Annotated in this window: 27 protein-coding genes and 2 pseudogenes; 9 read left to right on the top strand and 20 right to left on the bottom strand. The window is 61.3% G+C overall.

Features of this window, described 5'->3' with window-relative positions; genetic code table 11:
* Positions 1 to 9: 9 nt before the first annotated feature.
* The 9 genes from HJB89_RS14655 to sdhC all read right to left on the bottom strand — a co-directional run bounded on the left by HJB89_RS14655 (position 10) and on the right by sdhC (position 8433).
* Positions 10 to 501, bottom strand: a complete 492-nt coding sequence (locus tag HJB89_RS14655; RefSeq protein ID WP_207582098.1) for a DUF1579 family protein — start codon at positions 499 to 501, stop codon at positions 10 to 12.
* A gap of 8 nt (positions 502 to 509) precedes the next feature.
* Positions 510 to 1703, bottom strand: a complete 1194-nt coding sequence (sucC, locus tag HJB89_RS14650) for an ADP-forming succinate--CoA ligase subunit beta (RefSeq protein ID WP_207582099.1) — start codon at positions 1701 to 1703, stop codon at positions 510 to 512.
* 35 nt (positions 1704 to 1738) lie between these two features.
* A complete protein-coding gene (mdh, locus tag HJB89_RS14645) occupies positions 1739 to 2701 on the bottom strand; it encodes a malate dehydrogenase (protein WP_207582100.1) in 963 nt (320 codons plus the stop codon).
* A gap of 178 nt (positions 2702 to 2879) precedes the next feature.
* A complete protein-coding gene (zapE, locus tag HJB89_RS14640; protein WP_221115491.1) occupies positions 2880 to 4043 on the bottom strand; it encodes a cell division protein ZapE in 1164 nt (387 codons plus the stop codon).
* Between the two features lie 81 nt (positions 4044 to 4124).
* A complete protein-coding gene (locus HJB89_RS14635) occupies positions 4125 to 4637 on the bottom strand; it encodes a protease inhibitor Inh/omp19 family protein (RefSeq protein ID WP_221115490.1) in 513 nt (170 codons plus the stop codon).
* Between the two features lie 362 nt (positions 4638 to 4999).
* Positions 5000 to 5779, bottom strand: a complete 780-nt coding sequence (locus tag HJB89_RS14630) for a succinate dehydrogenase iron-sulfur subunit (RefSeq protein ID WP_007632536.1) — start codon at positions 5777 to 5779, stop codon at positions 5000 to 5002.
* A gap of 18 nt (positions 5780 to 5797) precedes the next feature.
* Positions 5798 to 7639, bottom strand: a complete 1842-nt coding sequence (sdhA, locus tag HJB89_RS14625; RefSeq protein ID WP_207582103.1) for a succinate dehydrogenase flavoprotein subunit — start codon at positions 7637 to 7639, stop codon at positions 5798 to 5800.
* 7 nt (positions 7640 to 7646) lie between these two features.
* On the bottom strand, positions 7647 to 8027 hold the full coding sequence (gene sdhD, locus HJB89_RS14620; protein ID WP_007632532.1) for a succinate dehydrogenase, hydrophobic membrane anchor protein: 381 nt from the start codon (positions 8025 to 8027) through the stop codon (positions 7647 to 7649).
* Between the two features lie 10 nt (positions 8028 to 8037).
* Positions 8038 to 8433, bottom strand: a complete 396-nt coding sequence (sdhC, locus tag HJB89_RS14615; protein ID WP_221115488.1) for a succinate dehydrogenase, cytochrome b556 subunit — start codon at positions 8431 to 8433, stop codon at positions 8038 to 8040.
* Between the two features lie 312 nt (positions 8434 to 8745).
* On the opposite strand from sdhC, the gene HJB89_RS14610 reads away from it, so the two are divergent.
* A complete protein-coding gene (locus HJB89_RS14610; RefSeq protein ID WP_221150118.1) occupies positions 8746 to 9240 on the top strand; it encodes a hypothetical protein in 495 nt (164 codons plus the stop codon).
* A gap of 24 nt (positions 9241 to 9264) precedes the next feature.
* Here HJB89_RS14610 and HJB89_RS14605 read toward each other — a convergent pair whose 3' ends face one another.
* The 6 genes and pseudogenes from HJB89_RS14605 to HJB89_RS14580 form a co-directional block, all read right to left on the bottom strand.
* Positions 9265 to 9618 (bottom strand): RidA family protein, encoded by a 354-nt coding sequence (locus HJB89_RS14605; RefSeq protein WP_207584395.1) that lies wholly within the window; start codon positions 9616 to 9618, stop codon positions 9265 to 9267.
* A 308-nt stretch (positions 9619 to 9926) separates the two neighbouring features.
* A complete protein-coding gene (locus tag HJB89_RS14600) occupies positions 9927 to 10796 on the bottom strand; it encodes a LysR substrate-binding domain-containing protein (RefSeq protein ID WP_207582106.1) in 870 nt (289 codons plus the stop codon).
* Positions 10797 to 10927: 131 nt separating this feature from the next.
* Positions 10928 to 11995, bottom strand: a complete 1068-nt coding sequence (locus HJB89_RS14595; RefSeq protein WP_207582107.1) for an ABC transporter ATP-binding protein — start codon at positions 11993 to 11995, stop codon at positions 10928 to 10930.
* Between the two features lie 10 nt (positions 11996 to 12005).
* A complete protein-coding gene (locus HJB89_RS14590) occupies positions 12006 to 12845 on the bottom strand; it encodes an ABC transporter permease (RefSeq protein WP_221150117.1) in 840 nt (279 codons plus the stop codon).
* The gene (locus HJB89_RS14585) at positions 12842 to 13726 is read right to left on the bottom strand and encodes an ABC transporter permease (protein ID WP_207582109.1); all 885 of its coding nucleotides are present in this window, start codon (positions 13724 to 13726) and stop codon (positions 12842 to 12844) included. The genes HJB89_RS14590 and HJB89_RS14585 overlap by 4 nt, the downstream gene beginning before the upstream one ends.
* A 93-nt stretch (positions 13727 to 13819) precedes the next feature.
* A pseudogene (locus HJB89_RS14580) lies at positions 13820 to 14895 on the bottom strand (extracellular solute-binding protein).
* Between the two features lie 261 nt (positions 14896 to 15156).
* Between HJB89_RS14580 and speB the strand changes: the two are divergent.
* The 5 genes and pseudogenes from speB to HJB89_RS14555 all read left to right on the top strand — a co-directional run bounded on the left by speB (position 15157) and on the right by HJB89_RS14555 (position 19039).
* Positions 15157 to 16218 carry an agmatinase gene (gene speB / locus HJB89_RS14575; protein ID WP_221150116.1) on the top strand — a complete coding sequence of 354 codons (1062 nt, stop codon included), beginning with the start codon at positions 15157 to 15159 and terminating at the stop codon, positions 16216 to 16218.
* An 84-nt stretch (positions 16219 to 16302) separates the two neighbouring features.
* Positions 16303 to 16626: pseudogene (locus HJB89_RS14570) on the top strand (transporter substrate-binding domain-containing protein); the annotation flags it as partial.
* On the top strand, positions 16626 to 17255 hold the full coding sequence (locus HJB89_RS14565; protein ID WP_221150114.1) for an amino acid ABC transporter permease: 630 nt from the start codon (positions 16626 to 16628) through the stop codon (positions 17253 to 17255). The pseudogene HJB89_RS14570 and the gene HJB89_RS14565, both read left to right, overlap by 1 nt.
* A complete protein-coding gene (locus HJB89_RS14560; protein WP_221150113.1) occupies positions 17252 to 17899 on the top strand; it encodes an amino acid ABC transporter permease in 648 nt (215 codons plus the stop codon). The genes HJB89_RS14565 and HJB89_RS14560 overlap by 4 nt, the downstream gene beginning before the upstream one ends.
* A gap of 168 nt (positions 17900 to 18067) precedes the next feature.
* The gene (locus HJB89_RS14555; protein WP_221150111.1) at positions 18068 to 19039 is read left to right on the top strand and encodes an ornithine cyclodeaminase family protein; all 972 of its coding nucleotides are present in this window, start codon (positions 18068 to 18070) and stop codon (positions 19037 to 19039) included.
* Between the two features lie 53 nt (positions 19040 to 19092).
* Here HJB89_RS14555 and HJB89_RS14550 read toward each other — a convergent pair whose 3' ends face one another.
* Genes HJB89_RS14550 through tsaD form a run of 5 tightly spaced genes read right to left on the bottom strand, consistent with a single transcriptional unit; the run spans position 19093 to position 22575 of the window.
* The gene (locus tag HJB89_RS14550; RefSeq protein ID WP_221115482.1) at positions 19093 to 19740 is read right to left on the bottom strand and encodes a methyltransferase; all 648 of its coding nucleotides are present in this window, start codon (positions 19738 to 19740) and stop codon (positions 19093 to 19095) included.
* Positions 19737 to 20168, bottom strand: a complete 432-nt coding sequence (locus HJB89_RS14545) for an EVE domain-containing protein (protein WP_221140147.1) — start codon at positions 20166 to 20168, stop codon at positions 19737 to 19739. The genes HJB89_RS14550 and HJB89_RS14545 overlap by 4 nt, the downstream gene beginning before the upstream one ends.
* A 2-nt stretch (positions 20169 to 20170) precedes the next feature.
* Positions 20171 to 20464 carry a YciI-like protein gene (locus HJB89_RS14540; RefSeq protein WP_221115480.1) on the bottom strand — a complete coding sequence of 98 codons (294 nt, stop codon included), beginning with the start codon at positions 20462 to 20464 and terminating at the stop codon, positions 20171 to 20173.
* A 9-nt stretch (positions 20465 to 20473) separates the two neighbouring features.
* The gene (locus HJB89_RS14535) at positions 20474 to 21457 is read right to left on the bottom strand and encodes an NAD(P)H-dependent glycerol-3-phosphate dehydrogenase (protein ID WP_221115479.1); all 984 of its coding nucleotides are present in this window, start codon (positions 21455 to 21457) and stop codon (positions 20474 to 20476) included.
* On the bottom strand, positions 21454 to 22575 hold the full coding sequence (gene tsaD / locus HJB89_RS14530) for a tRNA (adenosine(37)-N6)-threonylcarbamoyltransferase complex transferase subunit TsaD (RefSeq protein WP_221115478.1): 1122 nt from the start codon (positions 22573 to 22575) through the stop codon (positions 21454 to 21456). The genes HJB89_RS14535 and tsaD overlap by 4 nt, the downstream gene beginning before the upstream one ends.
* Positions 22576 to 22647: 72 nt before the next feature.
* On the opposite strand from tsaD, the gene hemC reads away from it, so the two are divergent.
* The 3 genes from hemC (at position 22648) to HJB89_RS14515 (ending at position 25626) form a co-directional block, all read left to right on the top strand.
* Positions 22648 to 23577: a hydroxymethylbilane synthase gene (gene hemC / locus HJB89_RS14525; RefSeq protein ID WP_221115477.1), complete on the top strand. Its 930-nt coding sequence runs from the start codon at positions 22648 to 22650 to the stop codon at positions 23575 to 23577.
* A gap of 7 nt (positions 23578 to 23584) precedes the next feature.
* On the top strand, positions 23585 to 24292 hold the full coding sequence (locus HJB89_RS14520) for a uroporphyrinogen-III synthase (RefSeq protein WP_221140145.1): 708 nt from the start codon (positions 23585 to 23587) through the stop codon (positions 24290 to 24292).
* 68 nt (positions 24293 to 24360) lie between these two features.
* A complete protein-coding gene (locus tag HJB89_RS14515; protein WP_221140143.1) occupies positions 24361 to 25626 on the top strand; it encodes a COG4223 family protein in 1266 nt (421 codons plus the stop codon).
* Positions 25627 to 25630: the final 4 nt, after the last annotated feature.

Here is a 25630-nt window from a genome sequence, read left to right as displayed (position 1 = left end):
GGCCTTTGTCTAGGAGAGGTTGGAAGACGTGGGGGACGAGCGACGATAGATGCCGCTGACGACCTCCTGCCAAGTATCGCTGCCTGCAGGCGAAAAGCTGACGCCCATCCGGTAGCAGTCTTCATTTTCAAATGTGAATGCGGTGCGCTGTCTGCCGCGCGGCGAAGCCTTCATCAGCACGAGTTCCTTGCCGTTCCATTCGCCGGAAGCTGGCGACGGTGGCGCGAAGCCCGCGCTGTCGAACTGGTAGAGCTTGTAGGTCTGGTCCGAAGCATCGAAGCCGAAAACATTTCGGGCCTCGAACGAAACAGCCCCATCGCGCGACTGGCGATAGCGCTGCTCGAGGAAGAACCCGCCGAACAGCGCCTCGCCGGAAAGTTTAGCACTGGCCTTACCTTCAGTCGTCCACGCCGACCCTGCGACGCGCTCCTCCCCTTCCCATACGCCGGCAAAGGCATTGAGACGGATATGAGCAGCAGATGGCGTGGACTGGAAGGTCATGATCGCTCTCAGCCGTTGATCGCCGCGACGATCTTCTTGGCTGCATCGTCCAAGTCGTCAGCCGCTGTGATCGCGAGACCCGACTCGTTCAGGATCTTCTTGCCGAGCTCGACATTGGTGCCTTCAAGGCGCACGACGAGCGGAACCTTGAGGCCGACTTCCTTGACCGCGGCAATGACGCCCTCGGCAATGACATCGCACTTCATGATGCCGCCGAAGATGTTGACGAGAATGCCTTCGACCTTGGGGTCTGCGGTGATGATCTTGAAAGCCGCAGCAACCTTCTCCTTGCCGGCGCCGCCGCCGACGTCACAGAAGTTAGCCGGCTCCTTGCCGTAGAGCTTGATGATATCCATCGTCGCCATGGCAAGACCTGCGCCGTTGACCATGCAGCCGATGTTGCCGTCGAGCGCCACATAGGCGAGGTCCCACTTGGAAGCCTCGATTTCCTTGGCGTCTTCTTCAGTCTCGTCACGCAGCGTCTTGACGTCGTCGTGACGGAAAAGCGCATTGCCGTCGAAGGACATCTTCGCGTCGAGAACGCGCAGGCGGCCATCCTTCATGACGATCAGCGGATTGACTTCGAGCAGCGCCATGTCCTTCTCATTGAAGGCCTTGTAGAGCGCCGGGAAGAGCGACTTCGCATCTTCGGCGGCAGCGCCGTCGAGCGCGAGCGCCTTGGAGATCGCGGCAACGTCGGCAGCCGTCACGCCGGCTTCCGGATCGATGGCGATCGTGTGGATTTTCTCCGGCGTGTCATGGGCGACGGCTTCGATGTCCATGCCGCCTTCGGTCGATACCACGAAAGCCACGCGGCCGACCGAGCGGTCGACAAGGATCGAGCAATAGAGTTCGCGGGCGATGTCGGCGCCATCTTCGATGTAGAGGCGGTTGACCTGCTTGCCGGCTTCGCCAGTCTGCGCCGTTACTAGCGTGTTGCCGAGCATATCCTTGGCATGGGCGATCACTTCGTCGATCGACTTGGCGAGACGCACGCCGCCCTTGGCTTCCGGGCCCAGTTCCTTGAACTTGCCCTTGCCGCGGCCGCCGGCATGGATCTGGCTCTTGACCACGTAAAGCGGGCCGGGGAGCGCCTTGGCGGCAGCTTCGGCTTCCTCGACCTTGAGAATAGCCACACCCTCGGCAACCGGCGCGCCATAGCCCTTCAGCAGAGCCTTGGCCTGATATTCATGAATGTTCATGGGTTTATCCCTGTTTGATGACTTCAGCGCGTCGACTACTTGAGGGCAGGCGCGATGTTGATGCAGGCTTCGCAGAGACCGGCAACGGCACCGACGGATTTGTCGAAGGCTTCCCTCTCGGTCTTGTTGAGGTCGATCTCGATGATGCGCTCGACGCCACCGGCGCCGATGACGGTGGGAACGCCGACATACATGTCCTTGACGCCGTACTGGCCGGTCAGCTGGGCAGCGCAGGGCAGAACGCGCTTCTTGTCCTTGAGGTAGGATTCGGCCATCTCGATCGCCGAGGCGGCCGGCGCATAGTAGGCCGAGCCGGTCTTCAGTAGGCCGACGATTTCGGCGCCGCCGTCACGGGTGCGCTGGATGATCTCTTCGAGGCGTTCCTTGGTGACCCAGCCCATGGTGACGAGGTCGGTGAGCGGAATGCCGCCGACCGTCGAGTAGCGGGCAAGCGGCACCATCGTGTCGCCGTGGCCGCCGAGCACGAAAGCGGTGACGTCCTGGACGGACACGTTGAATTCCTTGGCGAGGAAAAGACGGAAACGCGACGAGTCGAGAACGCCGGCCATGCCGACGACCTTGTTGGCCGGAAGGCCGGAGAACTTCTGCAGCGCCCAGACCATGGCGTCGAGCGGGTTGGTGATGCAGATCACGAAAGCGTTCGGCGCATATTTCTTGATGCCGGCGCCTACCTGCTCCATGACCTTGAGGTTGATGCCGAGAAGATCGTCGCGGCTCATGCCCGGCTTGCGGGCGACACCGGCGGTGACAATGCAGACATCGGCGCCTTCGATCGCGGAATAGTCGCTGGCGCCCGTCAGGTTGACGTCGAAGCCTTCGACCGGAGAGGACTGTGCGATGTCGAGACCCTTGCCCTGGGGAATGCCGTCCGCGATGTCGAAGAGGACGATGTCGCCCAGTTCCTTCAGGCCGGCGAGGTGTGCCAGCGTGCCACCAATCATGCCAGAACCAATGAGTGCGATCTTGTTACGCGCCATTTCGCTGTTTCCTTTGCGATCAAATTCGTCGAGCGATGCGCAGCAAGGCACAGCCCAATGACGCAATCGCATAGACCCAAAGCCCGAAAATGGCAACTCATTAATTTTGATGTAGCAATTTCAATCGTTTAGATACTAAAATTCTTACGTAAACGTAAGATATCATCTCACCGGATTGTTACTCGGCGGCGCGCTTTTCATGGTGCAGTGCGAGATATTCAGCGCTGCGCATCTCGAACAGGCGCGATGCGGTGCGGTCGAATTCAAAGCCCTCGGTGCCCCGGCGATGCACCAGAAGTTCCTCCGGCATCGCCGCTGCGGAAATGTAGAGCCGCACGGCATGATCGTAGAACGTATCGACCAGAATGATGAAGCGTTTGATCTGGTTCCGCTTTTCCGGCCCGAGCAAGGGAATGTGATCGACGAAGACCATATCGTAACGCTCGGCGATCGCCAGGAAGTCGACCGCCCCGAGCGGCTTGTCGCAAAGATCGGCGAAGGAGAACCTCGCCATACGGTCGACGGCGAGCGGCACATGGATGTGTCGGCCTTTCATCGGAATGTCCAGCGGTTGCGCCTTGCGCCCATGCAGCGCCTGCGTCCAGGACGCATCCATCGCCATGTCGTTATGATCGTTGATCGGCACCAGATAGACCGGCTGGCTGCTCAGCTTCTCCATGCGGTAGTCGGTCGGCGAACCCAGGGTGACGACATCGACATGCTGCTTGAGAAGGGCGACGAAGGGCAGGAAGAGGCCGCGATTGAGACCATCCGTGTAGAGGTTGTCGGGCTCGACGTTCGACGTCGCGACCAGCACGCATCCGCGCGCGAAAAGCTCGGAGAATAGCCGCGACAGGATCATCGCATCGGCGATATCGGTGACGGTGAATTCGTCGAAGCAGAGCAGTTCCGCTTCCTCGTAGAGGGCTGCGGCGACCGGCGGCATCGGATCGGCCTGCTTCGTCTCGCCGTTCTTCAGCTTCAGCCGGTGCGCCGCGATCCGATTGTGCACATCCGCCATGAATTCGTGGAAATGCGCCCGGCGTTTCTTCCTGCACGGCGCCATCGAGAAGAACATGTCCATCAGCATGGTCTTGCCGCGGCCGACGCTGCCGTGGATGTAAAGCCCCTTGATGCCGTCGGCGGATTTCTTCTTGGCGGCAAACATCCAGCCAAGTGCGCTCGATTTTGCCGCTGGCCGCCGCTGCTTCAGCCCGGCCAGCACCCGATCCAAGCTCTTTGCCACGTCCATCTGGGCGGAGTCGACCTGCAGCGCGCCCGATGCGGTCAGGGCTTTAAGCTGTTCGCAGACGCTGAGCGCATAATCGGGCATTGGCTGCATGAGGGCATATCCGCCTGTCAGACATCGGCGGAGGCCCGCCGGTGGTTTACCGCGCCGGTTCGTCTACCGCGCCGATTCGTTTTACCGGCTGAGACTGATCTGCTGGCCCGTGCTGGTCTGTCCCTGGAAGCGGTTGTCAGCCGTCTTGTAGACGCTGCCGAGCTGATTGCCTGAACGGTCCTTGAGCAGCACCTGCTTGCCGGCAACCTCCCAGGAGCCCATCGCCGTCAACTCGCCGACGCAGCCGCGCGTACCGCCGCGCGAACCGCTGCCGAGATTGGTCAGCGTCAAGAACATGTCGCAGCTGCCATTGACGCGCCAGCTTCCGACCATCGATTCCTTGGTGACATCAAGCGCATTTGCGGCCATTGCGCCGGGCTGCGCGCCCGGCATCGGCGCCGTCGTCGCCGGCGCAGCTGGAAACTGCGAACTGTTGACCGGCGGAAGCTGCCCACCCTGCACCGAGGGAATCGGCTGCGCCGTCAGCGGCGCCGGCCCGGCATTCGAGCCGGAGTTGTAATCATATGCCGTACGCTGACAACCGGCTAGCGCGAGAGTAACCACCAGACCTGTCATCGCATATCGCAACTGCATCATCATACTCCTGAATTCGGCTAGCGCCGCAGAGAAACGGGCGTGAGACAAGTCCGATTACCGTAATTCGCTTTGGTTAATCAAGTCGAGCCGCATAAATTGCCCGTGACAACAACTAACCAAAAAACGATACAGTTCAACTGTCCCGCTGCAAAACTTCCTGCACATAGAATTTGTCAGCAAGGTGTTGGGCGCGCTGATCTCTGTCCGGATCCCTGTCGAACTCCCGCAATATCTCGGAATAACGCTCGCACCGGTACCAATACGGATACCCTGTGCGCGCACCAAGGCGAGCCACGACCTGATCTTCGTGACGGCTTCGAGATCTAAGGCGTCTCATCCGCCAACGGCATGCATGCTGGTCAGACCCGGCGCTCGACCATCATCTTCTTGATTTCGGCGATCGCCTTGGCCGGGTTGAGACCCTTTGGGCAGGTCTGCGCACAATTCATGATCGTGTGGCAGCGATAAAGCCGGAACGGGTCCTCGAGATTGTCGAGACGTTCGCCGGTCGCCTCGTCTCTGGAGTCGATCAGCCAGCGATAGGCCTGCAGCAGAACGGCCGGACCGAGATAGCGGTCGCCGTTCCACCAGTAGCTCGGACAGGAGGTCGAGCAGCAGGCACAGAGGATGCATTCATAGAGACCGTCGAGCTTCTGACGGTCCTCGTGGCTCTGCTTCCATTCCTTGGCTGGCGCCGGCGACACCGTCTTCAGCCACGGCTCGATCGAACGATGCTGGGCATAGAAGTTGGTAAGGTCAGGCACCAGATCCTTGACGACGGGCAAATGCGGCAGCGGATAGATCTTCACCGAGCCCTTGATATCGTCGAGGCCCTTGGTGCAGGCGAGCGTGTTGGTGCCGTCGATATTCATCGCGCAGGATCCGCAGATGCCCTCGCGACAGGAGCGGCGCAAGGTCAGCGTCGGATCGATCTTGTTCTTGATGTAAAGCAGGCCATCGAGCACCATCGGCCCGCAATCGTCGACATCGATGTAGAAAGTGTCGATCGACGGGTTCTGGCCGTCATCCGGGCTCCAGCGGTAGACGCGGAATTCGCGGGTGTTTTTGGCACCGGCCGGCTTCGGCCAGACCTTGCCTTCGCGCATCTGAGAATTCTTGGGGAGAGCGAGTTCAACCATGTCCGGTTCCTCTTGAGATCAGTACACGCGAGCCTTCGGCTCGATCTTGTGCGGATCGATGCCTTCGGCGATAAGCTCGGTGTGAACCGGCCGGTAGTCGAGTTTCACGGCGCCTGCCTCGTTCACCCAGGCAAGCGTGTGCTTGCGCCAGTTGACGTCGTCGCGGCCGGCGAATGCACCCTCGGTATAGTCCTCGCGCGCATGCGAACCGCGGCTCTCCTTGCGGGCCTCGGCGCCGTAGATCGTCGTGATGGCGTTGGCCATCAGGTTCTGCAGCTCCAGCGTCTCGACCAGATCCGAATTCCAGATCATCGAGCGGTCGGTGACCTTGATATCGCGCATTTCCTGCCAGATCGCAGAGATGCGCCGGCAACCGGATTCCAGCGATTCCTGCGTACGGAACACCGCCGCGTCTTCCTGCATGGCGCGCTGCATCTTCTCGCGCAGTTCCGCCGTCGGCGTGCCGCCGCTGGCGTGACGCAGGCCGTCGAAGCGGTCGATGATCTTGTCGCAGGCTGCGACATTGAGATGGGGGATCGGCGCTGCGCGATCAATCACCTCGCCGGCGCGGATCGCAGCGGCGCGGCCGAAGACCACGAGGTCGATCAGCGAGTTGGAGCCGAGGCGGTTGGCGCCGTGCACCGAGGCGCAGCCGGCTTCACCGACCGCCATCAGCCCGGGGATGATCCGTTCCGGATTGGCACTGTCGGCGTTCAACACTTCGCCCCAATAGTTCGTGGGAATGCCGCCCATATTGTAGTGAACGGTCGGCAGAACCGGGATCGGCTCGCGCGTGACGTCGACGCCCGCAAAGATCTTGGCGCTCTCGGAAATACCCGGCAGCCGTTCGTGCAGCACGGCCGGATCGAGATGGTCGAGATGCAGGAAGATGTGGTCCTTGTTCTTGCCGACACCGCGGCCTTCGCGGATTTCCAACGTCATGCAGCGCGAAACGACGTCGCGCGAGGCGAGGTCCTTGGCCGACGGCGCATAGCGCTCCATGAAGCGCTCGCCCTCGGAGTTGACGAGATAGCCGCCTTCGCCGCGCGCACCTTCGGTGATCAGACAGCCCGAACCGTAGATGCCGGTCGGGTGGAACTGGACGAATTCCATGTCCTGCAGCGGCAGGCCGGCACGCGCCACCATGCCACCGCCGTCGCCGGTGCAGGTATGGGCAGAGGTTGCCGAGAAATAGGCGCGGCCGTAGCCGCCGGTCGCCAGCACCACCATCTTGGCGGCGAAACGATGGATCGTGCCGTCATCGAGGCACCAGGCGACGACGCCGGTGCAGCGGCTGCCGTCTTCCGACATGATCACGTCGAGCGCGAAATACTCGATGAAGAATTCGGCGTTGTTGCGCAGCGACTGACCGTAGAGCGTATGCAGGATCGCGTGGCCGGTACGGTCGGCAACGGCGCAGGTGCGCTGCACCGGCGGGCCTTCGCCGTAATTCTGCATGTGGCCGCCGAACGGGCGCTGATAGATCTTGCCTTCCTCGTTGCGCGAGAACGGCACGCCGTAATGCTCGAGCTCATAGACCGCCTTCGGCGCTTCCATGGTCAGATATTGCATGGCGTCGACGTCGCCGAGCCAGTCGGAACCCTTGACGGTGTCATAGAGGTGCCACTGCCAGCTATCGGGCGTCATGTTGCGCAGCGAGGCGGCGATGCCGCCCTGGGCGGCGACCGTATGCGAGCGGGTCGGGAATACCTTGGTGATGCAGGCCGTGCGGAACCCCTGCTCGGCCATGCCGAGCGTGGCGCGCAGCCCGGCGCCGCCGGCGCCGACGACGATCACGTCGTAGGAGTGATCGATATATTTGTAGGCCTTGCCGTTCTGGGCGGGTGAGGTCGGTGCCATATCGAGCTTATCCTACGAATGCGATTTTCAGAATGGCGAACAGACAGAGGCCGGCGATCACGATCGCAAAGAACGTGTTCAGCATCAGCAGCGCGATCTTGCCGAACTCGCCATGCACGTAATCCTCGATGATGACCTGCATGCCGAGCTTCATATGGATAACGCCGGAGATCACCATTAGCCCCATGATGACCGCGACGAAAGGGTTCGAAAGTGCACGAACCACGTCAGCATAGGGCGCGCCGGCATAGGTGAGCAGGAAGATGAGGAAAAACAGGATCAGCGGAACATTGGCGACGGCCGTCAGTCGCTGGCGCCAGAAATGGTCCGTGCCGTCCTTGGCGGAGCCGAGCCCGCGAACCTTGCCGAGGGGGGTGCGCATATCCATGAGAGGACCTTCAGAAGCGAATGAGGAAGCCGATCACCCAGACCAGCACGGTCAGACAGAGCGACCCGATGATGTTGGCGATGGCGAGCTTGGTCGAGAATTCTTTCCCGAAGCCGTAGCCGAGATCCCACATGAAGTGGCGGAAACCGCCGAGCATGTGGTGCAGCAGCGCCCAAGTATAGCCGAGCAGCACGAGCTTGCCGACAAGGCTGCCGAGCACCCAGTTGGCCCAGTCATAGGAACCCTGGCCGCTTGCCGCTGCGATCAGCCACCAGGCGACCAGCAGCGTGCCGACATAGAGCGCGCCACCGGTAATGCGGTGGACGATAGACATGACCATGGTGGGAATAGGTTTGTAAATTTGCAGATGCGGCGATAGGGGCCGGTTATTTGTCACGTTCGCCATCAGAACCTCGCGGCGGCTTTCTGCGCTCCCGGATTTCGGAGCATGCTCAGTCAACCACACGAATGACAAATTCTCTGTGTGCGTTGCATCAATTGCGACGTTTAATCACCAGGAACGCCGACGACAAGCACAATCGCTGTCGGCTTTTAATTTAATCGATTCGCGTCACCTGGAAGTTTGCAGGCTAAAGAAACTGGTCTTTTCCGCTCAATATTTGTGCCGATTCTGCAGCCTGAATGGACAAGCTTCGGCTTTTGGCGCAATCTGGCGTTAACGATTTGTTAACGATCGGAATTCCGGAGGCCAGCATCCATGTTTCGCAACCTGTCCGCAGTCACCCTGCTTGCCCTGTCTGCGCTTGCCGCATTCCCGGCCGCGGCCGGCGACCGGCATAACGATCATCGCTTTCCCGGCCATCGTCACGCTTTCCACGGCGGATTGTTTCTCGGCGAACGCGTGAACTGGCGCGATCGCGGTATCCGTTTCGATCATGCTTATGGCCGTCGGGCCGGCAGAGACAGGATGCCGTTCCTGAAGCAGTTTTCATCGGCGGCGACCAATCGCGTCGGGCGCAGCAATTTCGTCATCGGCTCACCCGAGCCCCTGGGTTATGACGGCGGCGACACCTATGCCGGCTCTTCCTATGTCTATCAGGCTGATGGCGGAACCTATGTCGGCGGCGACGGCTATGGTTTCTATCCCACAGCACGGCCTGACCAACTGGCACCGAAGGCGAAGGTTATCGATATTGCAGTGCAGGACGATCCCTGCGCCTATGAGGCCAATGTCTGCGTCATCCGACCTTAAAGCATGATGACGAACGCGGGCGGCTCAAATTTGCCCGGCCTCACTCTTTCGCGACGCGGCTATGTCAATACGTATGGCGCACATCGGCGGGAGATTCTTGTCCTCAAACGTTGCCCGCCGTGGCGTTCCGCTATCCGGCATCCAAGCATCCCAGGCTCTGTTCATTTCCTCGAATGAGGCAAGGTCCCTGAGCCAAATGTTGGCGAGAATGATCTCTGACTTGTCGGTACCTTCGCGTAGCAGCATGTCATTGATGCGCTCCAATATTTCGTTGGTTTGCGCCGTCACGCTCGCTCCCCTCGTGAGGTTTGCGACCTGGCCGGGCAGATAGGCGGCATTTGCGAGGAGAGTTTCGTCAACTTTGGCTTGCCCCATTATCGTATTCGCAGACTTCCATGAATGCTTGAGATTGGGCCGTCGACCCTTCCGATCACTGTGGGGCTTCGCTCGCCATTCCGGTAGAGGGATTTAAATTGACCCGATATAATGGAAGCTGAACGCTCCTAGAGCCTTTCCAGATTGAATCATTCTGTTGGCTGAAGCGATGCGTCTGGTGGGCCGGGCATCTCTAGCCTGGATCAGAGGCGAACGGCTCGGACGTACCAAGGGGTATGCCCCCCGCCAATCGCCTCTGCCCTGACGAAAACCTGCTCCGGCAGAATGCTTCAATCTGACCAGGAAAGGCTCTAGCTGGACAATATGGCCGTATGCCGCGAAATGAAGTCCACAAGGTAGCGCGCGCCTTCGGCCGTCTCGGACTGAGCATACAGACCGATCTCGATGCGCACCGGACCGGGCAGATCCGCCGATCGGTCAAGTGTCCGGCAGCCCTCCGGTTTTGTCGTGAGCATCATTGGCGCGATACCAATACCGACGCGAACCGCGGTCGCCATGGCCACGAGCGTCGATGCGACGCATGCCGTCTTCCACTTGATGTTCCGCTGGGACAGAGCCGCAAGCGTCGGAAGCGTCCAGGGACACTCCTCCTCGAACATAATGATGGGAAGCGGTTTTTCCGCGTCCGCCACAAAGTCGGATCTGACCGTCCACATCAAATATTCGGTCCAGATCAGGTTCGGTTTTCGTGAGAGGCAGGTGATGTCGCAAACCACCAGATCCAGCTTCCTGTCTTCAAACAGGCTGGCGAGGCGGCGATTCGGCTCGACAATGATGTCGATCTCGACCTTCGGGTTCTGGGCTCTGAAGTCACTAAGAATGTCGATCAGGTGGCCAGCTGCGAAGTCCTCAACGACGCCGAGGCGAATGCGGTCCTCGATCATCCTGCCTGTCAGCCTTTTCTCGACCTCGTCGCTGAGGGCGACCATTTCGCGGGCATAAGCCAGCATGATCTGCCCATGGCTCGTGAGCTCGAGGCCTTTTGACGAACGCGAAAACAGCGTAACACCAACAAGCTCCTCCAGCTTGCGGATCTGCATGCTTACGGCCGCCTGCGTTCTATTCAGCTTGACGGCAGCTCCATTGACGGTGCCGATCTCCGCGACGGTCAGAAATGCACGAAGCAGATAGGAATCAAGATCAAGCATCAGAAGCCGCATTCCATAGTTTGGGGCGCTCGAGTGCTGAGGGCCTCTCTGCCTATAAGCGGATATTGGACGAACCATGTTCTTCCGGCAACTGGCGATCCTTAGCCGGGGCGCAGTGCAAGCTGCGCCCCGTCAATAACAGTTTATCGCGCGAAGAGAACGCATGCCTCGGGGAGAATGGAAACGCTGATCGCCTGCCCTCGCGCGAAGGCTATGTCTGGACGGTTCGGGCAAGCCGAGATTATGCGGTCGCCACTGACGAGGTCCAGAACGATATGCCTGAAGGCACCGAGTGTCACAACGTCGGCAATGCGTCCGGGCATGGCCGCCCCGGCACCCGGGACACCGGATGATATCTCGACGTTTTCCGGCCTCACGCAAATCTCGGCGGCACCTGAAAGGCTTCCGGCGGACGCGACCGGAAACTCCCAGCCGGATTCGGAACGAAACTTGCGAGCCGTTCCGCCTGCGGCCGAAATCGAGCCACGAATCCAATTCGTCCGCCCCATGAAATCCGCGACGAAACGCGAGTCTGGACGCCAATACACATCATCCGGCCTGCCGGATTGCATGATTGCTCCATGGTTCATCACGAATATGCGCTCTCCCAGGCTCATCGCCTCCTCCTGGTCGTGGGTTACCACGATCGCGGTCGAGCCGACCGCGGCGAGCACATCTTTCAATTCGGTGCGCAGCTCATGGCGAAGTTTGGCGTCGAGGGCCGACAGGGGTTCATCCAGAAGAACAAGGCTTGGATGGGTGGCGAGCGCCCGCGCAAGCGCAACACGCTGCTGCTGGCCGCCGCTCAACTGGTGCGGCCGCCGCTGTCCGAAACCGACGAGTCGGACGAGCTCGAGCATCTCGGCAATGCGGCGAGGTATTTGCCCCGGCGGGTGGTTGCGATGGCGAAGTCCATAGCCGATGTTCTGTTCGACGGTCATATGCGGGAAAAGAGCGTAGTGCTGGAACAGCAGCCCGACATTGCGCTCATAGGGTTTCAATCCGGCCATCGGCTCGCCGTCGATCAAGATCGAGCCTTTGTCGGGGCGCTCGAACCCGGCAATGAGCCGAAGAATGGTGGTCTTGCCGCAACCGCTCGGTCCAAGCAGTGCGATTGTTTCACCTGGGTTCACCGAGAAGGAGACATTACCGAGGGCGACCGTTTCGCCGAAGCGCTTGCTGACCCCTTGAAATTCCACGGCAGAAATCATCGTATTGTCCTCATGAACGAAACAAACCCTGGCCGACGACAGTGTCGAAGCCGACGACACGGTCCAGCACAACGATCAGCAACGCGGTGACGGCAATCAGGACCACGGCCGCCGCAGCGATCGTCAGATCGAAAGCCGCGCGCATGTTGCTGACCAGCGTAACAGGCAAGGTCGTTGCGGACGGATCGCTCAGAAAGAGACTGATCGATACGTCATCTATAGAAATTGCGAAGGCGAAGATCGCACCGGTGACAACGCCCGTCCGCATGAGCGGCAGGGTAATGGTCCAGAAGGCCTGGCGCTCGGTGGCGCCGAGAACCATTGCGGCTTCCGTCAATCGTTGGTCGCTGCCGAGAAGGCTGGCGAGACTGGTCCTTATGCAATAGGGCAACGTCACGATCACGTGGCCGAGAAGCAGGCGCGCCATACCATTTGTAATACCGGCCTTGGAAAGGAAAAGCAGGAGGCCGAATCCAATGACGACCGGCGGAACGATGAGTGGCGAGAGAAAGGCCGAAGTCAGCGCTGCCTTTCCTGGAAAATTGCCCCGGGCAAGGCCGACAGCCGCCGCAGTTCCGACCGTGACGGACAGAACCGTCGTGAGTACCGCCAAAATGAGGCTGGTGCGTAGGCTGGTAAGGATATCCGCCTGGGAGACGAGCCGTTCGAACCAGTGAAGCGACAAGGCAGGTGGCGGCAGTGGACCGAGGTAGGTCCTGGCGTCGAAAGCCATGAGGCATGTTATCGCCAACGGGATGGCGAGGAACGCCAATCCAAGGCCGATGACACCGTAGGCGAGGGAAACGCCGATCCGGTCTCCGGTTCGCGCTGCAAGAGACTGTCTGCTCATCGGGAAACCTTCCAGGCCTGCGCAAACGTTATGACAGCGACGACCGCCAAGGCTGCGGCAAGCATGACGAGCGAGATCGCCGCGCCGCTCGGATAGTTGGCGATATCGCTGAACCGGGTGTAGATGACGTTCGATATGAAAAGCACCCGGCCCCTCCCGAGCACCATGGGAATGACGAAGGCGCTGATCGCGAAAGTCAGCGAGACAAGCGTGCTTGAGATCAGAGCCGGGAAACTCAGGGGAAGTGTGATCGACAGATGGGCTTTCCATCCCGGCGCGCCGAGCGACTGGGCTGCATCGAGCAGACGCGGATCGATCGATTGCATCGCGCCAATCAGCGTGAGCGTTGCGACCGGTATAATCGAGTGAACCAGACCCGCAGTAACGACGATATTAATATATTCGCGGCTGTTGGGCGAAAAGCCAAGTGTCAGGAGGAGGGGTCGGAAGATGCCGACCGACCCGAAGGTCAGTTCGATCGCGTATGTCTTGATCAGGACGCTGGATAGAACAAGCGTAATCAAAAAGCCGAGGGTGAGCGCGCGCATCCGTGGGGAAATGCGCCGCACGATAAAGTAGGCCAGCGGGAATGCCACAAGCTGACCGATGATCGCGGCAACTCCACCGATCCAGAAGGTCGTCATCAGGACACTCGCAAACGCCTGGTTTGCAAGCTCGTAATAGTTTTGGACCGTTGCCGCGGCATTTTCAACGGAGCCGACGCGCCCCGGCGTAAACTCCTTCAAGCTTTCGATTGCCAGATTGATTAACGGTGACAGAAAACCGAATGCGAACACCAGGAGGGCTGGCCCGAGCGTCAGTGCCGCATCTCGGCGATCAGGAATAGAAATGGCAACGGGTTGCCGCTTTGCTTTGGTCATGGTGGAACAGCCTTTTCCTCGCCCTTACGGGCCACGAGAAAGGGAGGTTATCGAAGCCCGCGTCGCGCCTTCGATAACCTGCCGCGAGGTGCCTTAGAGCAACGGGGCGATGTCCTGTTCCCAGCGTTTGGACCAGCATCCTGCTGTTCGAGAACGACATTGTAGTCCGGCACATAGACGAAGCTCGAAAACTCGTCCGACGTGAAGGACAGATGCTTGAGATTGTCGGGCGTGAGCGCCTTGCTGTTCAACGGCGCTTCGCCCGCCACCTTGGCGTAGAGCGAATTCATGTCCGGGCTGATTGCGAAGTTGACGAAATCGAGCGTTGCCTTGGTCTTCGATCTATTCTTCAGTACGCCGAAACCGCTCTGGTAGAGGAAGGCCCTGAAGTTGGTGTCCTTGGTGAAACGAGTAACCGGGAAGTTCTTCGCCACGGCCGCCCAGCCGGGCTCAGCAAAGAAGCCGACGGAGGTCTCGCCCGACGTCAGCGAATTTGTGAAATCGATATCGGTGATGGCGACGCGGCCGATATTGCCGGATTTCGCCAATTCCTTCATGAGCTTCCACCCGGGTTCCATATTCGTTTCACTGCCGCCAGCGTGAAGGGCGAGCGCGACAATCTGGAGCATCATGCTCTGTGTCGGGCCCGGCCAGCAGATCGCGCCCTTAAGATCGGGGCTGAGCAGATCATCGATGGTCTTCACAGCGATCGGAGCCGTGTCGGTTCGGGATCCAAAATACATGCCGCCAACTGCGCGTGGGACCGCTTTGATATTGCCCTTGCCATCACGAATGATGATTTTCTCGGGAATATTCGCAAGGTTGGGAACATCGGCAGGATTGATGGTCTCGAGCCAATCTTCCTTCACCATACTGTTGAATGAGCCTTCCCAGCCGGCGACATAGTCGTAGTCGACATTCGGCCAGACGGCCTTGATCTTTGGCAGGATCGCGCCCGCGCCGCCCTGATGAAGAACCCAGTTGAACGTCGCCGCATTCTGGTCGGCGGCGATCTGCTTCATGGCTTCGACGACATCGCCGCCCCATTCAACGGCGGTGAGATTGCCGCTGCCGGCTGCGGCGGATCTCGCAAACCCGGTCATCGTGCCGGCAATCCCCGCGGCAGCGGCGGATCCGAGGAAACGGCGGCGTGTCATATCGTGCAACATGGTAGGTCCCCTTTGTTGTCGGCCCTCTGCTGGACCGTTCGCATCGGAGACTGCTTGGAGGTTGCCAACCGCGGTAGTGGGAAAATTCTCGCCGGGTTATAAAGTTTTCTGAATATCCCGATGAACGCACTACCCGCATCGCGGAGCCTTGGCGGATCCGAGCTATCAAGAATCGTTATATCCCCTCTCGAATTTTCGCGGTTCCAAGAGAAGCGGGTGGCGCCGATGATGATGGCAGCATCAATACCGCGGGAGCCTGCCTTGACCATTGACCGAGATTTTCTGGAAGACTTGAGAAAGCGCTTCGGCAGCGCTGCAGGCGGTGAGATGGAAGATCCGCACTTCCGCGCCGTGGCGGCGAGCGTATTCAAGGACGGCGACAGCCGCAAATGGCCCTTCGCCGATCCTGCGACCTTTCTGGACGCCCGTTTCATCGAGAACGGCTTGCAGCCCGAGGTCCTTGAGGCGCTTGACATAGCTCTGATCGGCGTGCCGATGGATCTCGGCGTCACCAATCGCGCCGGCGCGCGGCTGGGGCCGCGGGCCGTCCGGGCGATCGAGCGTGTGGGCCCCTACGAGCATGTTCTGCGAGTCGCGCCAATGGGAGGGCTAACAGTCGCCGATGTCGGCGACGTGCCGATGCGCAGCCGGTTCGACCTGGCCGAGTGCCATGCCGACATCGAGGCCTGCTACCGGATGATCGCGGCAACCGGGGTTATCCCGCTGTCGGTCGGCGGCGACCATTCGATCTCCGGCGCCATTCTCAAGGGCCTGGCGGCCAGCCAGCCGGTAGGCATGATCCACATCGACGCTCATTGCGACACCGCTGGTCCCTATGAGGGCTCTAAGTTCCACCACGGCGCGCCCTTCCGCGAGGCGGTTCTGGCGGGCGTGCTCGATCCGAAGCGTACGATCCAGATCGGCATCCGCGGCGGCGGCGAATATCTCTGGGAGTTCTCCTTTGCCTCCGGCATGACCGTCGTCCACGCGGAAGAGGTGGCGGAGATGGGCCTCAAGGCTGTGGTCGCAAAGGCTCTCGAGGTTGTCGGCGCTGGTCCAACCTATCTCAGTTTCGACGTGGACAGCCTCGATCCGGCCTTCGCTCCGGGAACTGGCACGCCAGAAGTCGGCGGGCTTCAGCCGAGGGAGGTTCTGAGCCTACTGCGTGGCTTCAAAGGCATCAACCTCATCGGCGGCGACGTCGTGGAAATCGCGCCGCAATACGACAACACCACCAACACCGCGCAGATCGCCGCGCAGGTCCTGTTCGAACTCCTGTGCCTCGCGATGTTCAGTCCCGCTGTCAGGACAAAGGTGACCTGAGAATCAACTCCACAACGGCAGCGTGCCTCGTGCCCGCTGCCATCCATCACCTGCCGCACAACACGTCTCAAAAAGGGGAACGACATGACTGCTCTTATGAAATTGCGCTACACCGCCACCGCGGCAATTGCCGTGTTCGGCATCCTTGCAGCGGCCGCGCAGGCCGACGAACTTGCCGATATCAAAGCCGCAGGCGAGATTAACATCGGCATCTTCTCCGATTTCCCGCCCTTCTCTTCGGCAAGCGCCGATATGAGCATCAAGGGCTATGACGTCGACGTCGCCCAGAAGATCGCCGACGGCCTCGGCGTGAAACTCAATCTCGTGAGCGTTACTGGCCAGAACAGGATCGCCTACCTGAACGACGATCGCGGTACAGCCTCGATTTCAATTGGCTTTGGGACGGAATGGGAGCTTTGGCTTATGGCGCAGGCACGACGCTTGCACTGACGGCCTCCACATCGGTCCTAGGGATCGTTCTCAGCATTCTCGGCGCGGCCGCGCGCCGGGGACCTTATCCATGGTTGCGCAAGGTCGTCGGCCTGTATGTGGAAGTCATGCGTAATACGCCATTCCTGGTGCAGCTGTTCTTCATCTTCTTTGGCTTGCCCAGCCTCGGCATTCGCCTCGATCCGATCTCTGCCGCAGTTCTTGCCATGACCCTCAATATGGCGGCCTACACGATCGAGGTGGTCGGGGCCGGGCTCGATGCCATACCGAGAGGCCAGAAGGAGGCTGCGCAGGCACTCGGCCCGAGGCCCCGGCTGGTGTTCTTCAAAATCATCATGCCGCAAGCGATTGCCATCATTTTCCCGGCGTTGACGAGCCAGATCATCATCATGATGCTGGAATCGGCGGTGGTTTCGCAAATATCAGTCCGCGAGCTGGCGCAGGAGGCCGATCTGCTTCAGTCGCGCACTTTCCGTTCCTTCGAGACCTATCTGGTGGCGACGTTGATCTACCTTTCGATGTCCGCCGCACTTCGCCGGCTCCTTTTCGCCGGGAAACGCCGTTTTCTGGGAGCCGGTCTGGCATGATTGAGTTCACCTTCTGGGACATTCTGCGCAATCTTGTCTTCGCGACACGCTGGACCCTGCTGCTTTCGCTCGCAGCCTTTGCCGGCGGCGCCATCGTTGGATTGGCGATCCTGTCTGCACGGATATCGAAAACGCGCTGGTCGCGCAGCTTCGCGTCCGGCTACATTGCCCTGTTTCAGGGAACGCCGCTCCTCATGCAGCTCTTTTTGATGTTTTTCGGCCTGCCGATGGTCGGCTTCCGGATCGAGTCATGGACCGCCGCCGTCTGCGGCCTGACGTTCTATGCTAGCGCTTATCTTGCGGAAATCTGGCGGAGCGGCGTCGAGGCGGTGCCGCGCGGGCAATGGGACGCCGCAGCCAGCCTGGGCTTGCATCGTCTCCTCGAACTTCGCCTTGTCATCCTGCCGCAGGCTTTCCGGATCACGCGCGCGCCGACTGTCGGGCTCTTGGTCCAGTTGATCAAGAGCACCGCACTGGCCTCGATCCTCGGCTTCGAAGAACTGCTGAAAACCGCGAACGCCATCAACAACGCGACCTTCGAACCTTTCAAGGTCTACGGTCTCGTCGCGTTGATCTTCTTCGCCCTGTGCTATCCGCTTACGCAATACGCCAGAATTCTGGAGAAGAATGCTGCGTTTGGCTGAGCGGTGCCGAGTTGCTCCGCATTCCGATCGCAACGGAGTGTCCAAAGAGCCGATCCCGGTTGAAAAGATAGCGCGCCGCGAGTAGCGACGCGGCTCAGGCGCTGCTCTCGTTCAGTCACACAGAACTCGCTTTATCCAGCAGTCAAAACTTACTGAGAGATCGCTTCAATGACCGACACACAAATCCGTCTTCTCGATGCCCAGACAACCGGCGAGTTCCTACCATTCGGCGCGCTGGTCGCGACCCTGCGGCAAGCATTTGCCGAAGGCTGTGTTGTGCCGGTACGGCATCACCACACGATAGCCAATAGCGGCGAGCCGGATGCGACGCTGCTTCTGATGCCGGCCTGGCATGAAACGCACCGGTCGGAGCGCTACCTTGGCATCAAGACCGTTACCGTCTTTCCCGGCAACACGGTACGCGGCATTCCCGGTTTGACCTCGACTTACATGCTCTATGATGGCCGGACCGGGATGCAGCTTGCGCTACTTGACGGAAACACGATCACCACGCGCCGCACGGTAGCGGCATCGGCCCTTGCTGCGGACTATCTTGCCCGACAGGACGCACGCCGTCTGCTGGTGATCGGCGCAGGTCGCGTCGCGAGCCTCATACCCGATGCCTACCGCGCCGTCCGGCCGATCGCGCATGTCGATATCTGGGATATCGATCCCGCCAGTGCGGAACGGCTGGTGCAGAGCCTCCGGCAAAAGGGGCTCCAGGCCACTGCCGTTACGAATCTGGAAACCGCGGCGCGGCAAGCCGATATCGTCAGCGCAGCGACGCTGGCGACGGCACCGCTTATCCGGGGCGAATGGCTACGGCCGGGCACCCATGTCGATCTGATCGGCGGCTTCACCCCGGCGATGCGCGAGGCCGATGACGAGGCGCTTCGGCGCTCATCGGTCTATATCGACACTCACGAAGCCCTTCACGAAGCAGGCGATCTGGTTCAGCCGATGAGGGCCGGCGTCATTTCTACGGATGCGGTGCGTGCGACACTTGACGAGCTGTGTCGTCGGGATAGTCCAGCGCGGGCGTCCAACGATGAAATCACTCTCTACAAGGCAGTCGGAACGGCGTTGGCTGATCTTGCCGCCGCGACGATGGTGTATGAAGCCGCTTTGATCGCCGGCTGACGTCTTTTTGTCCGGGCGATCGCGAATGATCGAATCCTGAATGTCGATCCGACTTAGGAAACGAAGCGCCACACCGTCGTCTTCTTGATTTCGCTGTCCTCCAGCGCCCGCGTCACAGGCACCTCATAGGCTGCGCAGAATTCCAGCCGATCCCGAGGCAGGTAGCTGCGTCCGGGATCGCCGACCAGCACCGGCTTTCCCTGGTCCGCCAGCTTCGCGAACCAGGGAACGAGTGCATCGGCAAAAGCGCCGTCGTAGAAGACATCGCCGGCAAGCACGATATCCGCCTCGACGGCCTGCCCGATCAGATCGGCGCCGCTAAAGCCGAGCGAAACTTCATTAGCCCCGCCATTCAGCCGGACTGCCGCCTCCGCCCAGGGATCGATATCATTGGCGGTGACCTCCCGGGCACCGGCCATAGCAGCCGCTATGCCGACAAGACCGGAACCGCTGGCGAAATCCAGCACCCGTTTGCCGCGCACCACCTCCGGATGATCGAGAATGTAGCGCGCCAGTCCTTGGCCGCCCGCCCAGGCAAAAGCCCAAAAGGGCGGCGGCAGGCCGATCGCTTCCAGTTCCTCCTCCGTCTTTAACCAGAGCTCATGCGCCTCGCACGCCAGATGGAGTGAAATCTCCGGCACGTGCGGCGGCGCCATCGGGCTGGTATTGGCGCGGATGAAGGCTTCCGGATCGGTCTTCAACGCGGCGGATTGTCCAGTCCGCCCATGCGGCAGACTTCGAGATATTCCTCTTCCGTCACCGGCTGCACCGAAAGCCGCATCGAGGTGACGAGCGCCATCATGGCGAGCTTCTCGCTCGCCTTGACATCCTTCAGCGTCACCGGCTTCGGCATGTCCATGACGGCGCGAATGTGGACGCAATCCCACTTCGGGTCGCCCTTGGCGGTGGAATCGGGCTGCGACAGCGCTGAGACTTCGACAATGCCAACGACTTCAAGCCCGTCATTGGAATGGTAGAAAAAGCCCTTGTCGCCGATCTGCATCGCCCGCATGTTGTTGCGCGCCAGATAGTTGCGAACGCCCGTCCATTCCGTGCCCTTTTCGCCGGCAGCCTTCTGTTGCTCCCACGACCAGGAGGCGGGTTCGGATTTGTAGAGCCAGTGCGCCATGCTCACGCCTCCGGTTTGTTGAAGACCCAGTTGTAGGCCTTGACGTCGACACTTTCGAACAGTCCGGCCTTGGCATAAGGATCGGCATCGGCAAGCGCCCGCGCTGCCTCTTTCGTCTCAGCGTCGACGATGATCAGGCTGCCGCAGGCCTTGCCCTCGTCATCGAGAAATGGACCGGCGATCTTCAGCGTTCCCTCGGCGTTCAGCCCGTTCAGATACTCGACATGTATCGAACGCGTCTCCATGCGCACGTTCAAATGTCCCGGCTTGTCCTTGCAAAGAAGGGCGAAAAGCATGTCTGTCTCCTATTCGGTGGTGATCGGACGCGTCATCAGTTGCTCTATCGCCTCTGATATATTGAGCCTGCCGTCGATGATGGCGGAAACGGCGTCTGTAATCGGCATGCTGACCGCAAGCTCTGCGGCAAGCCGCGAGGCGACGGAGGCGGCAAGCGCACCTTCTACCAGCGCGCCCTGCAGCGGATCGGCCTTTTCGCCGCGCCCGAGCGCTATGCCGAAGCGCAGGTTGCGCGATTGATGGCTCGTTGCCGTCAGCACCAGATCGCCAAGGCCGGAAAGCCCGCGCACCGTATCGGCCTGGCCGCCCTTGGCGACGACGAAACGCGACATTTCCGCAAGCCCGCGCGCAATCAGCGCCGCACGCGCGGAATCGCCGATGCCGCCGCCTTCGACGATGCCGCAGGCAATTGCCAGCACATTCTTCAACGCGCCGCCGAGCTGCACGCCGACGCGGTCGCTGGAGGCATAGAGCCGGAAGGTCCGGCCGGAAATCGCCTGTGCGAGCCGTTCGGCGACCTCCATATCCTCAGCCGCAATCGCCATCGCCGTCGGCAGGCCCTTGGCGATATCGGCGGCAAAACCCGGACCGGAAAGCACGGCGACGGAATGGTCCGGCAATTCCCGTTCCAGCATGTCGGTCAGAAGATTGCCGGTTGCCCGCTCGATACCCTTGGCGCAGGTGACGACAACGGCATCCTTGGAAAGATAGGGGCCGTATTGCCGCGCCGCATCGGCCTGCGCCTGCGACGGCATCGCAAAAAGCACGATGGAGGCGTCGGCAATCGCCTCCGCCTCGGCGGCAAATTTCAGCGTATCGGGCAGGAGAATACCGGGCAGCACCGCATCATGCAGCCGTTCTGCCTTCAGATCGGCCATCAGCGACGGATTACGCCCGACGAGCGTCACCGCGCTACGGCCGGCAAGGGCGATGACGGTGGCGAGCGCCGTGCCGAAAGCCCCAGATCCGACGACGGCGATGTTTTCGCTCATGCCTTGGCCCCTCTCTTGCCGAAACCGATCAGCGTTTGCGCATGGGAATCGAGCGGCCAGCGTGAACGCGGCTGGACGTCGAGCGCATCCGGCGCGGCTCCGGTCGCCATCCGCTCCAGTCCTGCCCAGGCAATCATCACCGCATTGTCGGTGCAGAGGTGCAGCGGCGGCGCGATGAAGCGGAAGCCGTTCTTGTCGCATAGCGCCTGCAGCGTGCCGCGCAGTTCGAGATTGGCAGCGACACCGCCGGCAACGACCAGTGCCGGCTTCTCGCCAGTCGCTGGGCCAGTCGCTGGGAATGCCGCCGCAAATTCCGTCTTGAACCGCTGCAGGCCGCGGCCGATGCGGTCCTTCAGCGTGCGCGAGATCGCCTTCTGAAACGACGCGCAGATATCCGCCACATCCTGATCGCTGAGCGGCGCGATATCCTGCGCCGCCTGCCGCACCGCCGTCTTCAGCCCGGAGAAGGAGAAATCGAGCCGTGCCTCGCCGACCAGTGGTCGCGGAAAAGCGAAGCGATCGGCATTGCCGTTCCGCGCCATCCGTTCCACCGCCGGGCCGCCGGGATACGGCAAGCCGAGCAGCTTTGCCGTCTTGTCGAAGGCCTCGCCGAGCGCATCGTCGATCGTCGTGCCCCAGCGCTCATACTCTCCGACGCCGCGCACCAGGATGAGCTGGGTATGGCCGCCGGAGACGAGCAGCATCAGATAGGGAAAGGAGAGCCCGTCCGTCAGCCGCGCCGTCAGCGCATGACCTTCGAGATGGTTGACCGCATAAAGCGGCTTGCCGGCTGCCCTGGCGATTGCCTTGCCGGTCATCAACCCCACAAGCAGCCCGCCGATCAGCCCAGGTCCCGACGTCGCGGCAATGGCGTCGATATCGGCCAGCGACACATTGGCGCGCTTCAGCGCTTCCTCGATAAGCTCGTCCAGTGCCTCGACATGGGCACGCGCGGCGATTTCCGGCACCACGCCGCCATAAGCGCTATGCTCGTCGAGCTGGGAAAGCACGACATCCGACAGCACGTTGGAATGCCCTTCCGCATCGCGCTCGACGACGGCGGCGGCGGTCTCGTCGCAGCTCGTTTCGATGCCAAGGATGCGCAGAAAGGGAACCATGAAGCCTGTTCGTTGATTGCGATGGGATGGAAACCCGTTTACGAGAACTCCGGTAACAACGGAATAGAGCGGATGCAAACAAAACCTTTCCGGATCGGCACGCGGGGCAGCCCGCTGGCGCTTGCCCAGGCGCATGAGGCCCGCGACAGGCTGATGGCGGCGCATCATCTACCCGAGGACATGTTCGAGATCGTCGTGCTGACAACCAAGGGCGACCGCATCACCGACCGCTCGCTGGCCGAGATCGGCGGCAAGGGCCTCTTCACCGAGGAAATTGAGCAGAAGCTCGTTGCCGGCGAGCTGGATTTTGCCGTGCACTCCGCCAAGGATATTGCGACGAAGCTACCCGAGGGGCTTTATCTCTCCGCCTATCTGCCGCGCGAAGATATCCGCGACGCCGTCATCGGCCGCACCGCGCGCAAACTGATCGACCTGCCGCATGGCGCCACCGTCGGTTCGTCGTCGCTGCGCCGCCAGGCGCTGATCCGCCGCATGCGGCCGGATATCAATGTCATCACCTTCCGCGGCCTAGTGGAAACGCGCCTGCGCAAGCTCGAAGAGGGTCAGGTCGATGCGACCCTGCTGGCGCTTGCCGGCCTGAAGCGCCTTGGCAAGGTCGAGGTGCTGACCGATATCCTCGATCCCGACACCTTCCCGCCGGCGCCGGCGCAGGGAGCGATCTGCATCGAAAGCCGCATCGGTGATACCAGGATCGACGATCTGCTGGCACCGGTCAACGACGCGCCGACCTTCGATACCGTCTCCTGCGAACGTGCCTTTCTCGCCGCTCTCGACGGCTCGTGCCGCACGCCGATCGGCGGTTATGCGGTCTGCGAAGGCGACCTGATCCGCTTCTCCGGCCTTATCATCACGCCTGACGGCCGCAGCCAGCATGCGGTGACCACCGACGGCCACCGCCGCGATGCGGCAGCCCTCGGCACCCGCGCCGGCCAGGACGTTCGAGCAAGGGCCGGCAGCGCCTTTTTCGACGATTGGCACTGACGCGGCCATGCGCGTGCTCGTCACCCGCCCCGCGCATTCGGCGACGAAAACCGCACAACGTCTGCGCGATATGGGCCACGAGCCGCTGCTGCTGCCGCTGCGTCGGCCCCTGCACGACAGCGCGGCAGCCGCGGCCGCGTTGGCTAGAACCAGCGGCGCAATCGCAGTGACCAGCGCCGAAGCTATCAGGGTCGTTGCCGCTCTCGAAGAGCAGCTTCGTCCGCATCTTGCCCGCCCGCTTTTCGCCGTCGGCGAGACGACGGCGGAAGAAGCGCGCAAGCTCGGCTTCCGATCGGTCGCTTCATCCAAGGGCAACGGCCGCGATCTCGCCGATCTCGTCGCGGCGCGGGAAGCGGACGAATTGCTCTATCTTGCCGGCTTGCCGCGCGCCGAAACTTTCGAAGCAGGATTGCGCCAACGCGGCATCCGCTTTTCCGTCGCCGAATGTTATCGCATGCAGCCGGTCGCCCCCGGCCCGGCAGAGATCGGAGCGATTTTCTCAGGCCGGAGGCCGGAGGTCATACTCTTCTATTCCCGGCAGACGGCCGAGGATTTCTTTCGCGTGCCGGAACTGCGATCGGCTCTGCCGGAGGACAGCGGAATCCGCCTTATCTGCCTCAGCGAAGCGGTAGCGGAAGCGATTCCCGCGGCTCTGAGAAAAAGCGTAATGATTTCGCCAACGACGGATGAGAAAAGCCTTTTGTCGCTGCTTTGAAGGCTTTAGCCGCCCAAATTTGATCTAACCTCTTCCCTTAACTGGCATCACTGTCTAGTTTCGTTGCAATGCAGGATAAAGAGGACCTCATGGTATCGGGAAACCCGCCACGCCATTCGAAGAGCGCCGACGAGCCGGTCACGATCGACCTCGATGCACAGGAATTCGCCTCCGCAGCCGATACCGAAAAACCGGTGGACCATGAAACCGGCGATGCCGACAGCACCGCCGATGTCGGCCCGCCGCCCGAAACCGACACTGGGTCGCATGCCGAATATGAAGAGAAACCGGCGATGGATGCGCCGGAGGAGGAACCGGTAGCCCCGGAACCTTCCTTCACGCCTGCCGAACAGCCCGCGCCGAAGAGCGCCGCCACCTCCGGTCTCATTGCCGCCGGCATCGTCGGCGGCCTCGTGGCGCTGCTTGGCGCCGGCGCCATCCAATATGCCGGTTACCTCCCGGGCGGCTCTTCCGCGCCGCAGACGACCTCGCCGCAGACTGCCGATCTTTCCGGCGAGATCGACGGACTGAAACAGGCCGTCGCCAACCTTGCCGCCAATCCGGCGAGCACGGATGATGGTGCGCTTGAGCAGCGCGTCGCCGCGCTGGAAACGGCGGCGAAGGCCCCGGTAGCCGCCGCACCGGCCAATTCGGCAAATGTCGAGTCACTCAACCAGAAGATTGCGGAACTGACCGGTCAGGTCGACCAGTTGCGCGCCACACTTTCCCAATCTTCCGAGCAGCAGACGACGAGCGGCGCCGATATCGCCAAGCGCCTCGAAGAGGCAGAAAAGAAGCTGAACGCGCCGCGCGAGGATGTCGCCGTTGCCCGGGCGATCGCAGCTGCCGCCCTCAAGGCGGCGATCGATCGCGGTGGGCCGTTCCTGGCCGAACTCGATACCTTCGCCGGTGTCGCACCCGACGATCCTGCGGTCGCTGACCTGCGCGCCTTTGCCGAGACCGGCATTCCCTCGCGCGCTGAACTCGTGCGTCAGGTTCCAGATGTCGCCACCGCGATCGTCGAAGCCGTCAACCAGCCGGATCCGAACGAGAGCTGGTCGGACCGGTTGATGTCGAGCGCCAAGTCGCTGGTGAGTGTCCGTCCCGTCGGCAATATCGAGGGCGAAAGCGTCGAAGCCGTCGCCGCCCGCCTGGAGGATAAAGTGAAGATCGGCGACCTGCCGGGCGCTACTGCCGAATGGAATAACCTGCCGGCTCCCGGCAAACAGGCTTCCACCGCCTTCAAGCAATCTCTCGACGCGCGTATCCGCGTCGAGGAACTGGTCGGCGGGGCGCTGTCGAAAGCGGTTTCCGGCACCGGCAAGGAGGGATGAGACC

Origin of the sequence: Rhizobium sp. NZLR8 (assembly GCF_019685025.1) — a bacterium.
Classification (GTDB): domain Bacteria; phylum Pseudomonadota; class Alphaproteobacteria; order Rhizobiales; family Rhizobiaceae; genus Rhizobium.
Note: the sequence above shows the minus strand (reverse complement) of the source record. Positions and strands in the feature narration are given on the sequence as shown.

Bases quoted from the DNA above. Each gene is read 5' to 3' on its own strand.
- HJB89_RS14655 (WP_207582098.1), bottom strand. From the start codon at position 501: ATGACCTTCCAGTCCACGCCATCTGCTGCTCATATCCGTCTCAATGCC.
- sucC (WP_207582099.1), bottom strand. From the start codon at position 1,703: ATGAACATTCATGAATATCAGGCCAAGGCTCTGCTGAAGGGCTATGGC.
- mdh (WP_207582100.1), bottom strand. From the start codon at position 2,701: ATGGCGCGTAACAAGATCGCACTCATTGGTTCTGGCATGATTGGTGGC.
- zapE (WP_221115491.1), bottom strand. From the start codon at position 4,043: ATGCAGCCAATGCCCGATTATGCGCTCAGCGTCTGCGAACAGCTTAAA.
- HJB89_RS14635 (WP_221115490.1), bottom strand. From the start codon at position 4,637: ATGCAGTTGCGATATGCGATGACAGGTCTGGTGGTTACTCTCGCGCTA.
- HJB89_RS14630 (WP_007632536.1), bottom strand. From the start codon at position 5,779: ATGGTTGAACTCGCTCTCCCCAAGAATTCTCAGATGCGCGAAGGCAAG.
- sdhA (WP_207582103.1), bottom strand. From the start codon at position 7,639: ATGGCACCGACCTCACCCGCCCAGAACGGCAAGGCCTACAAATATATC.
- sdhD (WP_007632532.1), bottom strand. From the start codon at position 8,027: ATGGATATGCGCACCCCCCTCGGCAAGGTTCGCGGGCTCGGCTCCGCC.
- sdhC (WP_221115488.1), bottom strand. From the start codon at position 8,433: ATGGCGAACGTGACAAATAACCGGCCCCTATCGCCGCATCTGCAAATT.
- HJB89_RS14610 (WP_221150118.1), top strand. From the start codon at position 8,746: ATGTTTCGCAACCTGTCCGCAGTCACCCTGCTTGCCCTGTCTGCGCTT.
- HJB89_RS14600 (WP_207582106.1), bottom strand. From the start codon at position 10,796: ATGCGGCTTCTGATGCTTGATCTTGATTCCTATCTGCTTCGTGCATTT.
- HJB89_RS14595 (WP_207582107.1), bottom strand. From the start codon at position 11,995: ATGATTTCTGCCGTGGAATTTCAAGGGGTCAGCAAGCGCTTCGGCGAA.
- HJB89_RS14590 (WP_221150117.1), bottom strand. From the start codon at position 12,845: ATGAGCAGACAGTCTCTTGCAGCGCGAACCGGAGACCGGATCGGCGTT.
- HJB89_RS14585 (WP_207582109.1), bottom strand. From the start codon at position 13,726: ATGACCAAAGCAAAGCGGCAACCCGTTGCCATTTCTATTCCTGATCGC.
- HJB89_RS14565 (WP_221150114.1), top strand. From the start codon at position 16,626: ATGGGAGCTTTGGCTTATGGCGCAGGCACGACGCTTGCACTGACGGCC.
- HJB89_RS14560 (WP_221150113.1), top strand. From the start codon at position 17,252: ATGATTGAGTTCACCTTCTGGGACATTCTGCGCAATCTTGTCTTCGCG.
- HJB89_RS14555 (WP_221150111.1), top strand. From the start codon at position 18,068: ATGACCGACACACAAATCCGTCTTCTCGATGCCCAGACAACCGGCGAG.
- HJB89_RS14545 (WP_221140147.1), bottom strand. From the start codon at position 20,168: ATGGCGCACTGGCTCTACAAATCCGAACCCGCCTCCTGGTCGTGGGAG.
- HJB89_RS14540 (WP_221115480.1), bottom strand. From the start codon at position 20,464: ATGCTTTTCGCCCTTCTTTGCAAGGACAAGCCGGGACATTTGAACGTG.
- HJB89_RS14535 (WP_221115479.1), bottom strand. From the start codon at position 21,457: ATGAGCGAAAACATCGCCGTCGTCGGATCTGGGGCTTTCGGCACGGCG.
- tsaD (WP_221115478.1), bottom strand. From the start codon at position 22,575: ATGGTTCCCTTTCTGCGCATCCTTGGCATCGAAACGAGCTGCGACGAG.
- hemC (WP_221115477.1), top strand. From the start codon at position 22,648: ATGCAAACAAAACCTTTCCGGATCGGCACGCGGGGCAGCCCGCTGGCG.
- HJB89_RS14520 (WP_221140145.1), top strand. From the start codon at position 23,585: ATGCGCGTGCTCGTCACCCGCCCCGCGCATTCGGCGACGAAAACCGCA.
- HJB89_RS14515 (WP_221140143.1), top strand. From the start codon at position 24,361: ATGCAGGATAAAGAGGACCTCATGGTATCGGGAAACCCGCCACGCCAT.